This window comes from Pantoea sp. X-Soil-MYKO-1785 (assembly GCF_059730675.1).
Window position 1 is genome coordinate 1,654,146 of sequence record NZ_AP036000.1, and the last position, 14,681, is coordinate 1,668,826.

A 14,681-nucleotide genomic window follows, 5' to 3' on the forward strand; every position below is an offset into this window, starting at 1 on the left:
CGAGGGGAAATCAGGGATGAAAATTTATCGTCCGTTATGGAATGAAGGGGCGCTTCTGGCCCCTCAGCAGTTTCAGCAGCAGTCTGAATGGGATGCATTTTCCCGGGCCGGTATTGCCGCCCGCGGAAATGCTTTTCCCTGGGGCGTTGGTCGGGTTGAGCTGGATGACGCGATGCTGGCCTCCGGCCGCGTGCAGGCGCAGTCACTTCGTCTCTGGCTACCTGATGATACGCTGGTTGATACCCGATTCAGCGACCAGCCACCGGAGCCGCGTGAAATCGAGGCCCCGGCTTCTGCCAGCAATGCTCCGGTGACGGTGTATGTCGCATTACCTGTGATGCAGGCCGGTATCGTGAATGTGCAGACGGACACGGTACCTGCAGAGCGCCCGCTGCGCTATCGGGAAGCCTGGGAGACGATTGCCGATCGCTTCGGTCAGGAAGAAGAGTCGATGGCGGTGGCCCGCTATAATCTGGCATTCCGTTTCGGACATGAAGACAACGGCGTCTGGGATACCTGCGCCGTTGCCCGTCTGTTGCGGGATGGGCAGGGAGGCTGGCGTCAGGATCCTGACTTTATCCCACCGATGGCCCTGTTCTCGGCAAGCCGTGGCCTGTGTGAACGCCTTGCACTGTTGAACCGTCAGCTGCGCTCCCGCCGCCAGCGTCTGATGTCTATGCGTCGTGAAAGTAACGACAGAATGGCCGATTTTGCAGTCGCTGACGTGTCGTTGTTCTGGCTGCTGAATGCGCTGAACTCGCATGCCCGGGTGCTCTCTGAGTATGAGCGTTTCCCTGACAGGCATCCTGAGCAGCTCTGGGCCGAGCTGGCACGGCTTGCCGGCAGTATGCTGACCTTTTCGCTTGAGCACGATCTGGATGCGATCCCGGGTTACGACCACAGCGCGCCGGAGCAAACCTTCCCGCCACTCTTTGACCTTATTAGCGAACTGCTGGAAGCCAGTCTGCCGTCACGCGTGGTGGCCATCCGTATGGATCGCATGGATCCGGAAACCTGGAAAGCGGTACTGCACGATATTCGTCTGCGCGATGAAGCCGATTTCTATCTCTCCGTCCGGGCTAATCAGCCGGCCTGGCAGATTGCTGAACGCTTCGCCGAAGTGTGTATTGCCGGTGCGCCGGCTAATGTTGGCGAAGTGTCCGGTCTGGCCGTCGAGGGTATCGGTCTCATTGCCCTGAGCCGCGTGCCTGCTGCGCTGCCAGTGCGTCTGGAGAACCAGTACTTTGTGCTGGATATGGAGAGTGATGCGGCCCGCGAAATGCTGGATCAGGGTGTCTGCGTCTTCTATGTTCCGTCCGTGCTCGGCGAGCTTGATCTGGAACTCTTTGCGGTGCTGCGCTCATGATCAAGGACTTCGACATTGATGCCCTGATGGCACCAACATGGCTCACCGTGGCGCAGTTACGCCACGGCGGGAAGATCACCGATGGTCCTGCGCTCTATGCGGCGTGTAAAGCGCAGGTAGAGAGCGTGCGGGAAGCGCTAGAAAGGGCCGGGTTTAACGCAGAGAGTGTCGATCACATCACCTACGCCCAGTGCGCACTACTGGATGAAATCGTTCTGAACCGCAGGCCGGAGCCGAAATTTGCAGTCGCGGATGGTGGTGAAACCCGCGCCACAGAAGGCCCGTCTACTGATGAAATATCCCGTGACGCGCTGAACATGGCTTCGCTGGATGCTGGGCAGAAAGCCTGGCGTTCAGCGCCGCTGCAGGCGGTGTACTTCGGTTCACTACGCGCCGGTGAGGCCCTTTACGACCGCATTGCAGAGATCCTGCGTCACCCTGCGCCTGCGCCTGCCGTACTGACCTGCTACCAGCGGGTGCTGGCTCTCGGTTTCCAGGGGCAGTACCGGCTGTCCGGCGTGGGGCAGTCCCGCCGTGATGAGATTATCGCCGCACTGAATGAGCGTGTGCCGCCGCTTGAAATCGGCTCATCCCTGGTGATGCAGAAAGCCGGGCGTCGCCGTTACAACCTGCTGCGTTCTGTCTGGTTCTGGATTGGGCTGGCGGTAGTGCTGACCGCTGTCGGGTGGTTCGGAGGGCACCTGTGGCTGCAGGATCTGTTGCACCAACAACTTCCGGAGCCACACTGATGCGCGGACGTACATTCGCCCGGGCGGTGTTTCCGGTACTGCTGTGCCTGGTGGTTTTCCTCTGGCTGGCCTGGGGATTTCTGGCCTGGCCGGTATCGGGAAAATCTGTCCTGACGCTGCTTTCGTTGCTGGTTGCCAGCGTGGTAACCCGCCGGCGTTATCTGCGCAGACAGCCTGTTCAGCGAACCGGCGATAAAGAAGGCTTCCCGCCGGAAAGTCATACTGGCCCGGTCGTGATGGTCTGCGGGGATGTGGATGATGATATGTTCGCCCGGGGTTCAGGTCGGGAAACGGCAGAAGGCTGGTTCCTTCGGATATCTGATCCGGCAGAACTGACCATCCGGGCAAGCGAGTTACTGGCCCGCAGCCCGACCATGGCCGGGCAGCTTGCGGTGATGTTCCGTTGTCTGCCTGACCATCACGAAGATGAAGCGCTGATGCGCGCGTCCCTGAAAGCCGTGCGCCTGCAGATAAAACAGCTCCGTGGCCTGACGGGCTACACCGTACCGGTGGTCCTGAATGCAGAGTTCAGTGGCCCGGAAACGCCGTGGATTGTGGTGCTGGGCAATGCTGCCCTGGTGTGCCGCGACGATGGGCCAGCCATTACCCTCAGTGAGTGGCAGCGCGTAGCACTGACGGCCACGATACAGCCGTTCCTCGCTGAGGCCACTGCGATGCTGCACAGGGTTATGCTGGATGAACTGGAGAAAGCCGACCGCCTTTGTCCGCCGGTCCGTCCTTTCGCGGCCACCCTGCGCTTTGGGGAGATCCGTACCTCCCCGACGGCGCTGTGGCCGCAATGGCTATTTCGCCAGACCCATATCACCCCATCTGACCGCGTCAGTGCGTATGAACGCCACTGGCACTTTGCCGATCCCATCCTCCCGTTGCTGGCACCTTATACCACGCCGTTGCAGGGCGGTAAGACCGGACGTCGGGTGGTGATGGTGCTGCTGTTGTGTGCCCTTGGCGCCATCGCGCTGTCCGTGCGACATAACCAGGCGCTTATCCGCAAAGTCAGCGCCGATCTTCAGCGCTGGACGGCGATTCCGATGACGCACTATGCGCCGAAAGCACAGGCCCTGCATGCGCTGCAGCAGGATGCACTGTTGCTGGAACGCTGGCAGCGACAGGGAGAACCACACCGTTATGGACTCGGGCTGTATCCGGGCAACCGCCTGTGGCTCGCGGTTCAGCAGGCTATTGATACCTGGGTGCCGCCTCCGCCGCCTGAACCGCAGCCGAAACCCAAACCGGTACCGAAAATTGTGCAGCTCGACAGTATGTCGCTGTTCGATTCCGGCAGGGCAGAGCTGAAGGCAGGCTCCACCAAAATGCTGGTGAACTCGCTGGTCGGCATCAAAGCGAAGCCGGGCTGGCTGATTGTGGTGGCCGGCCATACCGATAACACCGGCAATCCGCAACTCAATCAGACGCTGTCCCTGAACCGTGCCGAAGCGGTGCGCAACTGGATGCGTGACACCGGCGACGTGCCGGAAAGCTGTTTTGCAGTGCAGGGCTATGGCGCAGACCGTCCCGTAACGACCAACGACACGCCGGAAGGCCGCGCGCTAAACCGTCGTGTTGAAATCAGTCTGGTACCGCAGGCCGATGCCTGCCGAATTCCAGGCAACACCAACGTGTCATCGCAGGATGGTGACGCGCACGACTATAAAATGGAGAAATAACACATGGCTATTCCTGTTTATCTGTGGCTGAAAGACGACGGCGGTGCGGACATTAAAGGGTCTGTAGACGTTCATGAGCGTGAAGGCAGCATCGAAGTGGTTGCTCAGGATCACTGCCTCTATATCCCGACCGATAACAACACCGGCAAGCTGACCGGCACCCGTATCCACACGCCGTTCCTGTTCACCAAGGAAATCGACTCCTCCAGCCCGTACCTCTACAAGGCGGTGACCACCGGTCAGACCCTGAAGTCTGCGGAGTTTAAGTGGTACAAAATCAACGACGCGGGTCAGGAGGTGGAGTACTTCAACACGAAGCTGGAAAACGTCAGGCTGGTGAAAGTTGCACCGAAAATGCACGACATCAAAGACCCATCCTACGAGAAGCATAACCACCTCGAAACCATCGAGCTGCGTTACGAAAAAATCACCTGGACCTACAAAGACGGCAACATCATTCATTCCGATTCCTGGAACGAACGCGCCACCGCCTGATTACGCGTCATATTTCGCGCTGTAGCGGTGTTGGCTGTACTCATGCACCCCGGTCACTTACTTATGTAAGCTCCCGGGGCTGCACGCGCTTGCCGCCTTGCTACAGCACGAACTATTTAGCGTAACCGCCTGACGGGCAGCCTGTTCTGTCCGCTTTTTACTTTTGCTGAGCGTCTGCCTGTGCGGGCTTTCAGCAAAGAAACTCACAATCTGCCCGCCCGACCTTGTGCGCTCTGGTCTCCTTCATGGGAAACAGCGAGGGGCGGTAGCGTGTCCAGCAACCGACAAAGAGAGAGAGTCATGGAAAATCCAGCCATCCTGCTGCGACGTCTGAACCCCTACTGTGCCCGTGCGATGGAGGCGGCGGCCTCGCTCTGCCAGACCCGCGCCCATGCGGAAATTTTGCCGGAGCACTGGCTGCTGAAGCTGCTCGAACAGGGGGAAGGTGACCTGACGGTGCTGGCCCGCCGCTATGAGTGGGATATGGACGCGCTGTGGCAGGATTTGCTGGGCTGGCTGGATAAACAGCCGCGTTCGGTGCGTCAACGCCCGCAGTTGTCTGATGCCATTCAGACGCTGATGCAGGAAGCCTGGCTGATTGCTTCTCTTAACGGCGAGGAACAAATCCGCAGCATCCATCTGCTGATGGCGCTGACTGACAAACAGAAACTGGTTCGCTGTGACGGGCTGTGGCCGCTGCTGACGCTGGGCCAGAGTCAGCTGGAACGCCTGCGTCCGCTGCTTGATGGGCAGTCGGATGAGCGCCCGGACGTGCAGCAGGAAGCAGAGCTGGCGCAGAGCCACGGCAGTAACGTGGAGTTTGTGGGCCGCCCGGTCGGTGCAGAGCTGAAAGACGGTGAGCTGAACCCGGCGCTGCAGAACGCGCTGGATAAATTCACCCTCGACGTCACGGCCAGGGCCAGGGAAGGTCAGATTGACCCGGTGTTCGGCCGCGACACGGAAATCCGCCAGATGGTGGACATTCTCTCCCGCCGCCGTAAAAACAACCCGATTCTGGTCGGTGAGCCGGGCGTCGGGAAAACCGCACTGGTGGAAGGCCTGGCGCTGCGCATTGCCGAAGGTAACGTCCCTGAGTCCCTCAGGCCGGTCATCCTGCGCACCCTTGACCTCGGCCTGCTGCAGGCGGGGGCGGGGGTGAAGGGCGAATTTGAACAGCGCCTGAAAAACGTTATCGACGCCGTGCAGCAGTCACCGGTGCCGGTTCTGCTGTTTATCGACGAGGCCCACACCATTATCGGTGCCGGTAATCAGGCCGGTGGCGCGGATGCCGCCAATCTGCTGAAACCCGCGCTGGCGCGCGGTGAGCTGCGCACCATCGCTGCCACAACATGGTCCGAATACAAACAGTATTTTGAGCGCGATGCCGCACTGGAGCGCCGTTTCCAGATGGTGAAGGTGGACGAGCCGGACGACGACACCGCCTGCCTGATGCTGCGTGGGCTGAAATCCCGCTACGCCGAACACCATGACGTGCATATCACCGACGATGCGGTAAAAGCAGCGGTCAGCCTGTCGCGCCGCTACCTGACAGGTCGTCAGCTGCCGGACAAGGCGGTCGACCTGCTCGATACCGCCGCCGCCCGGGTACGCATGAGCCTCGACACGGTGCCGGAACAGCTGACCCGCATTCGCTCGCAGATTACCTCTCTTGAAATGGAGAAGCAGGCGCTGCTGGAAGATATCGCCGCCGGCAATCAGAGTCATGGTGAACGTCTGACCGCCATTGAGCAGGAAGAGAACGATCTCATCGTTGCACTCGACGAGCTTCAGACCCGGTACGGTCAGGAGCTGAAACTCACCGGACAACTGCTGGAAAGCCGACATGACATCTCCCGTCGGAGCGAGACGCACACGCTGCAACAGGAGCTGAAGGGCATGCAGCACAGCAACCCGCTGCTTTCCGTTGATGTGGACAGCCGCACGGTTGCCAGCGTGATTGCCGACTGGACCGGCGTGCCGCTCTCTTCCCTGATGAAAGACGAACAGACCGGACTGCTGACGCTGGAAAACGAAATCGGCAGCCGTGTTGTCGGCCAGGATACTTCTCTTGAGGCCATCGCTCAGCGCCTGCGCGCCGCCAAAACCGGGCTGACCTCTGAGAACGGCCCGCAGGGCGTGTTCCTGCTGGTCGGCCCGAGCGGCACCGGCAAAACCGAAACCGCGCTGGCGCTGGCGGACGTGCTGTACGGCGGTGAGAAATCCCTCATCACCATAAACCTGTCCGAATACCAGGAGCCGCACACCGTGTCGCAGCTGAAAGGCTCACCGCCGGGCTATGTCGGTTACGGCCAGGGCGGCATTCTCACCGAAGCGGTGCGCAAGCGTCCGTACAGCGTGGTGCTGCTGGATGAAGTGGAAAAGGCGCACCGTGACGTCATGAACCTGTTCTATCAGGTGTTCGACCGCGGCTTTATGCGCGACGGCGAAGGGCGTGAAATCGACTTCCGCAACACGGTGATTCTGATGACTTCAAACCTCGGCAGCGACCACCTGATGCAGCTGCTGGATGAACAGCCGGACGCCAGCGAAGGGGAGCTGCACGAGCTGCTGCGCCCGATCCTGCGCGACCACTTTCAGCCGGCGCTGCTGGCCCGCTTCCAGACGGTGATTTACCGCCCGCTGAATGAAACGGCGATGCGCACCATCGTGGAAATGAAGCTCGCACAGGTCAGCAGGCGCTTACATCGTCACTACGGCCTGACCACGCAGGTTGATGAGAGCCTGTATGACGCCCTGACCGCCGCCTGCCTGCTGCCGGACACCGGCGCACGCAACGTCGACAGCCTGCTCAGCCAGCAAATTCTGCCGGTGCTGAGCCAGCAACTGTTAACCCATATGGCGGCGAAACAGAAGCCACACTCCCTGACGCTGAGCTGGAGTGAGGAAGAGGGTATCGGGCTGGAATTTGATGCCACGGATACCCGAGAGGAGGCGTGATAATGGAAAGCATTGCCAGTCTGGCACAGAAGAAAATTGATGAGGCTCTGGGGCTGTCCCGCTATCGCGTGGATGTTCATGAGTGCCCGCATTTTCTCGATGTCCTGCGTTTTCGCGCCAGTGAAACCCTGAGCCAGCCGTGGCGCTATGACATCACCGTCACCTGTGCGGCAAATATTGCCGGCAGTGAGCTGATGCTTAAACCGGCCTCCTTTACCTTCCAGACACCGCTCTATGACGGTACGCCAGCCGTGCCGGTGCGTACGGTGTATGGGGTGGTGGATGATTTCCGACGTATCTCTGCCTCAGGGGATGAAATTACCTACGCCCTGCGACTGGTGCCGCGTATTGCCCTGATGCAGCATACCGAGCGTTGTGCGGTATATCTGAACCAGTCGGTGCCGGAAGTGGTGGAGCAAATTCTGCGTTCCCATGGGCTGGAAGGGGCGGATTTCGAATTCCGTCTGTCGCAGGCCTACCCGGTCCGCGAGCTCATTACCCAGTGGCGTGAAACGGACCTGGCCTTTGTTCAGCGTCTGCTGGCCGAAGTCGGCATTTTCTGGCGCTTTGAGATGGACGACCGCATTGAACAGGATGTGGTGTTTTTCCAGGACAGCCAGATGCAGTATCAGTTTGGCGTGAAGCTGCCTATCATCCCGCCGTCACGTACCAGTGATAACGGTCAGGAGAGCGTCTGGGATATTCGTTCGACAGACCGCGTGGTGACGAGTGGCGTAGCCACCCGCGACTATAACTACCGTGACGCGCTGACCCCGCAGGACAGCTCCGTGACCGTTAGCCAGGAAGGCGGGGCGACCACCGGTGAGGTGTATCACTATGCTGAGCCGTTCCTGAGTGAAGGGGATACGGAAACCCCCGAAGGCGGAGCCTGGTTTGCCCGCCTGCGTCATGAGCGCTACCTTAACGCACAGCAGACTGTCACGGGGCGAGCCAGCAGCCCGATTCTGGCCCCGGGCGAAGTGCTGGAGCCACAGAGCAGTGGTTTGCCCGATTTGCTGAAGGATGGCATTGTCATCACCGGGGTTCACACCTCAGGTGCACGTGACAAAAGCTTTCAGCTGCGCTTTACGGGCATCCCTTACAGCGAAACGGTCTGCTACCGCCCGGCATTGCTGAACCGTCCAGTCATGGCTGGCTCTCTGCCTGCCCGGGTGGAAAGCGATGAGAAGCATGACACCTACGCCTACCTCGATAATCAGGGGCGCTACCGCGTCCGGCTCGATTTTGACCGCAACAGCACCGAGCAGGGGTATGCCTACCTCTGGCTGCGCATGGCAAAACCGTACGCCGGGGATACCTACGGCTTCCACTCCCCGTTGCTGGACGGTACCGAAGTCTCGGTGATGTTCGACGGCGGTGATCCCGACCGTCCGTATATTGCTCACGCACAGCACGATTCAGAGCACCCTGACCACGTTACCCGCGACAACCACACGCGCAACATCTGGCGCACGGCCGGGGATAACAAATTCCGGCTGGAAGACAAACGTCAGGAAGAGCATTTCAAGCTTGCAACGCCGTTTGGCAAGACGCAACTCAACGGCGGCCACGTCGTGGACAGTGAGCGTGAGCCACGCGGTACCGGATTTGAACTGCGTACCGATGAATACGGGGCGCTGCGTGCCGGGCGGGGGATGTTCCTGACCGCAGATGCACAGCCGTCGGCGCAGGGCAAAGTGCTGGACATGGCGCCGGCTATTGAGCGCCTGAGCCAGTCAGCTGCAGAAATGAAGCGGCTTAATCTTCTCGCACAGCAGGCTCAGGCACTCACCAGCGACCTGGAAAGCCAGAACAGCCTGCTGGAAAACCGTCTCAAAGACCTCCAGTCAGCGGCACTGCTGGGCAGTGCACCACAGGGCGTGGCGTTCACCTCGGGTGAGCACCTTCAGATGACCAGCAAGCAGAACACTATCCTGAGTGCGGGTCAGCATCTGGATATGGGCGCAATGAAGAACATCACGCTTGCCGCCAGTGAGTCTGTCGGGCTGTTTGCTCATCAGTCCGGGGCAAAGTTCATTGCCAATCAGGGGGATGTTGAGGTTCGCGCAGAGGCGAGCTCAATGGAGATGACATCAGAACTGCTGTTTACCATCAGCAGCAACAAGGATGAGCTGCTCATCAGTGCGCCTAAACTGCGGCTCAACGGTGGAGGTTCCAGTATCACCCTGGACAATGGTGGCATTGTCGAAGAGACCCTGGGCGATTACCTGGTGAAATCCCCCCATTACCGCTCGCCGATGGCCGGGGGCAGCATGGACATTACGCCGCCTAAGTTCAGCCAGACAAACGCCAGCGTGACACCGCCCAAAACACGTAATATCCCTTCACGTTAAGGATGACCGGAATGAAAATCTGTTTTCCTGCCCGCAAAGCAAATGGTGAACAATACGCCACTGTGGATGACATGATGCAGCCGCTCTGTCAGGAGCCACACGGCTCCTGGCTGGCCGGAACGAATAACATGTGGCACGGTGGGATCCACATCACCCGTAAGAGTGCCCCCGGCTCCGTGCTGACAAGCGAGACGGCGGACTCTGCGGTACCGCTTCAGTTTATGGCAGGTGGCGAAGTGGTGGCCTGGCGTGTGAATCAGGATTACCTGACCGCCACGTACATGAACAAGCCGCTGCAGTATTCCGGTACCTTTGTGCTGGTCAAATCCACCTGTACCCCGGATCCCGAAAAGAAGGACAACAGCCTCGACTTTTACACGCTGTATATCGGGCTTGCGCCGCTCTCAGCCTTTCCAGAGCACAAGCTGTATCAGGTCACAGAGAAGGGCGACGGGCTCAGTCAGCGTGAATATACCGGCAAAGAAAAAGACGGAGATAAGGCGCCGGTAGCGAAGAATAAACTGAAAACAGGCGACAGCGTCATCGTGCTGCGTGAGATCACCTTCGACCTGAAGGGACAGACGCAGACGTTCGGTCTTACCCGGGTGCTGAACAGTAAATCCGAAGTGACCGGCAAGGCATACTGGGTGTCGCTTGACCCGCAATATGTGACACCTGTCGGTGAGCAGAGGGCACACCTGCCGGCCTGGATGCAACAGGCGGTTGCCCAGGGGACGTTTGATGAAGTCGTTAAACCTGCAACCAGACTTGAGGTGACAGCCGGCGATGCCGTGGGTTACCTGGCGGAAGACATTGCCCCTTGTGACATACACGGTGTGGAAAAAAGTGCTTTTGTACATATTGAAGTGCTCAGTACCGACGGTCGGATGATCGATTTTCTGAGCAATAAGGCACAGGTGAAGAGCGGGCCGAAATATATTCATATTCACCCGGAGAGTTTTGTCTGTGCACGTTCCGGCGATACCTTCACCCGGACCAGAGGACAGGTGAAGAAAGATATTCACAAAATTATGCCGCAGGACAAATGCCATCCGTTCACAGACAAAGACGGTAAACGCTGGTTTGATATCGGGGACGGGGCCTGGCTCAGCGAAGACGATGTCGATGCGGATATTAGCCAGTACGACCTGGATAAACTGGGCTTTAAAGCATTTGAAGAGCCGTCCACATCCGATATGACAAAATCCCTGCATGAAGGGTGGATCAAAGACGGGTTCACCAGAATGGCAGAGTGGGTACGGCCTGAGCGTGGTATCCGGGAAAAACAGGTATCAGACTACTACAAAGCCCTGCTGCGGAAAATGGACAGCGATAACAGTGGCGACCTTTCCGGTGCAGAACTGCGTCTCGCGGTGAATTATGCGGAGCTGGATATCAGAGATATCGCGGCGCGGATGGTGGTCAGACACGACAGTGAGTGGTTCGGTGGCAGCAGTCACCACCGCTGGAGAACATTTTTAAAGCAGCTGGATCCCCTGTGTGTCAGCTATGTCAGACAGTGGTTCGACGACATGGAATGGATGAGCAAGGTGGAGGGATTCAGCAGCGGTGAGCCTGTCTGGCATATGCATTCGGTGATTTTTTTGAACGCCATTGCAGATAAACGTACTATTCATATAACAGTGGATATGCTTTATAAAGTGTTCAATGGCTTAAAATCACCTACGAAGTCCTCATTCCTTCAGGAAATTGCGGATGAGATTAATACTCATGCAAGTGAATATAAATTGGATACCATTTTGAGAGTTTACCACTTTTTTGCTCAATTAAGAGAGGAGATGGGCAGTGCTGCAAGTCCTGTCGAGGGCCTTAATTACAGCGAAGAGGGGTTAAAGGCTAATTTTAGTTATTTTAGAACTCATCCTGCAGAAGCAAAGGAATACTCATATACTAAAGTTAGTGGAAAAATCACGAAACATGCAAATGAGATTGCTATTGCTGATAGAGTTTATGCTAACAGATTAGGGAATGGAAATGTTGCGTCAGGTGATGGTAGTACATACAGAGGTAGAGGTGGTATTCATCTCACAGGAAAAGTAAATTACCAAGGGTTTTCTGATTACTATAAAAAGAACTGGGGTAATGATGTTGATTTTATAAACAATCCATCAATGCTTGAGAAAGGGACCTATTGCGTACGCTCTGCTGTTTACTTCTGGCTCCGTGAAAAACTTTATGATCTTGCTGATCAGGGTGATACGGGAGCAGTAGTAGATAAAATCACGGCAAAAGTGAATCTTCATACAACTAGCTATGAAAAACGACGCGGACATTTTGAAAAAATCAAATCAACTAACGTCTTTGCTGATGCGTTTTAATTGATTCAAAATCGAGGTGGAACGATGACTAAAATTAAAGTTGCTTTTTGTTTTTGTTCACTATTCCTGAGTGCTTCAATTCAAGCTGCATACATGCCATATGTCGTAAAAAATTATGAAGGTTATATCGGGAAATATCCCGTGCATTTGTCTCTTCAGTTTTATGACTTTGGGGGAAAGGTAAATGTAGAGGGGAGCTACTATTACGATAACCACAGGTCACCCATTCCTCTATATGGCGTAAACGAATCAAGTTCAATTGTATTATGTGAGGCTGTCAGCGATGAAAGTTTCGAAAAATATATTGTTCAAGGAGTGGGGGTTGACGTTTCAAAATGCCCTTTCAATCTAACACGGAATTCTACTGGTTTTCTTGGTGAGTGGCACAATGAACGGTCAGCTTTAAAAGTAGATTTAAAGGAGGCGGTTCAAGTTAGTGATGGTGTTATAAATGGAAGTGCTAAGACATTGGATATTCCATTTTGGGGTCAGACTAAACAACATGGTTTCATTGGTGTTTATGAAGCGAGTACAGATGGTATTGTAATTAATAAAGTAAATGTTATCGATAAAAAAAGTGGTAAGTTAATACAGGTTATCAACCCGCAGATGAATGACTGTGAATTTGGTTCGTATATGACGTCTATCTTTCAAAATATAGAAAGCGATGGCTCTCAAATTCGATTGAATTGTTACAGCACTGGGCCTGACGTGAGTGTTAATTATAAACTCAATACGCAGACCTCACGTTACGATGTTGTTACTGAACGATAAAAAATAAATCGTGAATTTTTAATGGTGATAGCAATTTTTTATAGGGGTTGTAGATGCTAAGAAAAATGGCATGTGTATTCTTTCTGTTATTCTTTTCTGGACATTCCTTTGCGAAAGGCTTTGATTGCAATTCACAAGAAGTTTTTTAATGCGTCAACAAAGTTTATTAGAGAGAATGCATTGCATATTGGTAATGGTGTTAACAGAGATGTCATTAAAAAATTCCCTATTAATTATGAAGGTTTTCCTAATGTACCGCAGAAGATAGGTTTTAGTTGTGCATTTCGTATAAAAATTACCGCTGACGAGGGTTTATTGAAGTTTATAAAGGCATATTCCCATGAATATGATCAGGCCACCAGCCGTGTTTATGAACAAAGTACCATGTATTCGCTTATTCAAGATATGGGTGATAATTATGTTCTAATAAATTCTTTTTACGCTAATTTTATTGTCACAGATGACCATAAAGATGTCATTGTTGATATGCAGACATCTCGTTTAGATAACGTTATAAATGCTCTTGCATGGTTTGAGATGAATGAAGGGCGCTTGACTGATGGATTGCCAGAACTACGTTATGAAAATGCAAAGAGTAAGTATGATTACCTTAATGGAGAATTAAACCTTCAATGGGGAGACCTTTCTCCTAATGTGAGGCAAAAGATGAAAAAGGATGCCTTAAAATGGATCGCCTTTAAGAACAAACAATGTGGTGATATTAAACTTGTTCAGTCTGATACTCTTTCGTTACAGGAAAAAACAAAGATATATGATTGTCACTCAAGTTCGACTGAGTATCGGTTGGAAGAACTCGGTTTCACGTATCATAATAAATGGGATGGAATAGGTGGCTAAATACACTCTCGGCTTGTTTGTTTTATTCGTATTTTGTACACGAGTGCATTCAGAAGAGTTGTCATGTGGTTCACAGTTACTGAAAAATGCCCTCTCAGATAAAATTTACTCCGAGATTGATTCTCTTAATTCCGGATCTATAAATGACAAAAATATCCATCAAGTGCCAGTTAAGATTGATAAATATACAACTCAGTTCAAAAGGACGAACGGTTTAAGGTGTCTGGCCAGCGTTGAAGTCGGTATCGATGACAATGTCTCCAAAAACCTTGGTAGCGATGATCTTCACTATTATAAAGACGCAGCAATACTCGCTGGGCAATACTTCCCTGATTACTATCATACTGTTCTTGCTGACGGATTAATCACTCAGAAAATCTACTATGACATTGAATATAAAAATGATAAGGATTTTAATGTCGATATTTTTGAGCCAAATATGGTATCTGCAACTATTTTTGGTGTTGTTTGGTTTAAAGTAAACTCCGATGATATAACCAAGAAGATTAAAGAAGGAAAGTATCAGTACGTATCTAATGAGTATAAAACTGCTGACAAGGAATTGAACGCCGTTTGGAGTGGTTTTTCCGTCGCGATTAGAAAGCAATTAATGCATGACGCTAAATTGTGGGTATCTGATAAGAACAAAATCTGCGGTAAGGTTGAGGGACTCGAAAAAAGTGAAGTTTCTCTCAATGAAAAAATATCAATTTATGAATGTCAAACAAAAATGACATTGCAACGAATTGATGTTTTGTCATCAGATTGATGTAGGTGATCATCGTAATTGTGTTACTACTATCAGCAATTATTAACTAAAGGATGAATATGCAAGGAATAATCCGGTTAAGCGATAAAACCACTCACGGTGGTGCAGTGCTGTCCTGTTCAGCAACCATGTTCTTTGGCGATATTGGTGTGGCCCGTAAAGGTGACCGTGTTTCCTGCCCGGAACATGGCGATACCACTATCGTCGAAGGTAATCCAAATTATCGCGATCGCGGTGTTCCTGTGGCTTTCCACGGGCACAAGTGTGGCTGTGGCTGCACGCTTATCAGCTCACAGCCCAATGCTCTGGTGGGGTAAACGTGCGGGTTGAA

11 protein-coding genes are annotated in these 14,681 nt (G+C 53.9%); all 11 read left to right on the top strand.

Going from position 1 to position 14,681, the window contains the following annotated elements; translation table 11 throughout:
- The first annotated feature begins 16 nt into the window (after window positions 1–16).
- The 11 genes from tssK to AC6I8D_RS07755 all read left to right on the top strand — a co-directional run bounded on the left by tssK (window position 17) and on the right by AC6I8D_RS07755 (window position 14,667).
- Complete coding sequence (tssK, locus tag AC6I8D_RS07705; RefSeq protein ID WP_497819885.1) at window positions 17–1,366, top strand: type VI secretion system baseplate subunit TssK; 1,350 nt, start codon at window positions 17–19, stop codon at window positions 1,364–1,366.
- Window positions 1,363–2,115, top strand: coding sequence for a type VI secretion system protein TssL, short form (tssL, locus tag AC6I8D_RS07710; protein ID WP_497819886.1), 753 nt, complete (start codon window positions 1,363–1,365; stop codon window positions 2,113–2,115). Before tssK ends, tssL begins: the two co-directional genes overlap by 4 nt.
- Window positions 2,115–3,803, top strand: coding sequence for an OmpA family protein (locus AC6I8D_RS07715; RefSeq protein ID WP_497819887.1), 1,689 nt, complete (start codon window positions 2,115–2,117; stop codon window positions 3,801–3,803). The genes tssL and AC6I8D_RS07715 overlap by 1 nt, the downstream gene beginning before the upstream one ends.
- A 3-nt stretch (window positions 3,804–3,806) precedes the next feature.
- Window positions 3,807–4,298, top strand: coding sequence for an Hcp family type VI secretion system effector (locus AC6I8D_RS07720; protein WP_497819888.1), 492 nt, complete (start codon window positions 3,807–3,809; stop codon window positions 4,296–4,298).
- Between the two features lie 300 nt (window positions 4,299–4,598).
- Window positions 4,599–7,256, top strand: a complete 2,658-nt coding sequence (gene tssH, locus AC6I8D_RS07725; protein ID WP_497819889.1) for a type VI secretion system ATPase TssH — start codon at window positions 4,599–4,601, stop codon at window positions 7,254–7,256.
- On the top strand, window positions 7,256–9,610 hold the full coding sequence (locus tag AC6I8D_RS07730) for a type VI secretion system Vgr family protein (RefSeq protein WP_497820661.1): 2,355 nt from the start codon (window positions 7,256–7,258) through the stop codon (window positions 9,608–9,610). Before tssH ends, AC6I8D_RS07730 begins: the two co-directional genes overlap by 1 nt.
- 11 nt (window positions 9,611–9,621) lie before the next feature.
- The gene (locus tag AC6I8D_RS07735; RefSeq protein ID WP_497819890.1) at window positions 9,622–11,949 is read left to right on the top strand and encodes a glycoside hydrolase family 19 protein; all 2,328 of its coding nucleotides are present in this window, start codon (window positions 9,622–9,624) and stop codon (window positions 11,947–11,949) included.
- Between the two features lie 24 nt (window positions 11,950–11,973).
- Entirely contained in the window at window positions 11,974–12,723 is a 750-nt protein-coding gene (locus AC6I8D_RS07740; RefSeq protein WP_497819891.1) for a hypothetical protein, read from the top strand.
- 108 nt (window positions 12,724–12,831) lie between these two features.
- A complete protein-coding gene (locus AC6I8D_RS07745) occupies window positions 12,832–13,581 on the top strand; it encodes a hypothetical protein (protein WP_497819892.1) in 750 nt (249 codons plus the stop codon).
- Entirely contained in the window at window positions 13,574–14,350 is a 777-nt protein-coding gene (locus AC6I8D_RS07750; RefSeq protein WP_497819893.1) for a lysozyme inhibitor LprI family protein, read from the top strand. The genes AC6I8D_RS07745 and AC6I8D_RS07750 overlap by 8 nt, the downstream gene beginning before the upstream one ends.
- Window positions 14,351–14,409: 59 nt before the next feature.
- Complete coding sequence (locus AC6I8D_RS07755) at window positions 14,410–14,667, top strand: PAAR domain-containing protein (protein WP_497819894.1); 258 nt, start codon at window positions 14,410–14,412, stop codon at window positions 14,665–14,667.
- The last annotated feature ends 14 nt before the right edge of the window (window positions 14,668–14,681 follow it).

Excerpts from the sequence above, each read along its gene's own strand:
- tssL (WP_497819886.1), top strand. The coding sequence starts at position 1,363 with ATGATCAAGGACTTCGACATTGATGCCCTGATGGCACCAACATGGCTC.
- AC6I8D_RS07735 (WP_497819890.1), top strand. The coding sequence starts at position 9,622 with ATGAAAATCTGTTTTCCTGCCCGCAAAGCAAATGGTGAACAATACGCC.
- AC6I8D_RS07720 (WP_497819888.1), top strand. The coding sequence starts at position 3,807 with ATGGCTATTCCTGTTTATCTGTGGCTGAAAGACGACGGCGGTGCGGAC.
- tssH (WP_497819889.1), top strand. The coding sequence starts at position 4,599 with ATGGAAAATCCAGCCATCCTGCTGCGACGTCTGAACCCCTACTGTGCC.
- tssK (WP_497819885.1), top strand. The coding sequence starts at position 17 with ATGAAAATTTATCGTCCGTTATGGAATGAAGGGGCGCTTCTGGCCCCT.
- AC6I8D_RS07755 (WP_497819894.1), top strand. The coding sequence starts at position 14,410 with ATGCAAGGAATAATCCGGTTAAGCGATAAAACCACTCACGGTGGTGCA.
- AC6I8D_RS07740 (WP_497819891.1), top strand. The coding sequence starts at position 11,974 with ATGACTAAAATTAAAGTTGCTTTTTGTTTTTGTTCACTATTCCTGAGT.
- AC6I8D_RS07715 (WP_497819887.1), top strand. The coding sequence starts at position 2,115 with ATGCGCGGACGTACATTCGCCCGGGCGGTGTTTCCGGTACTGCTGTGC.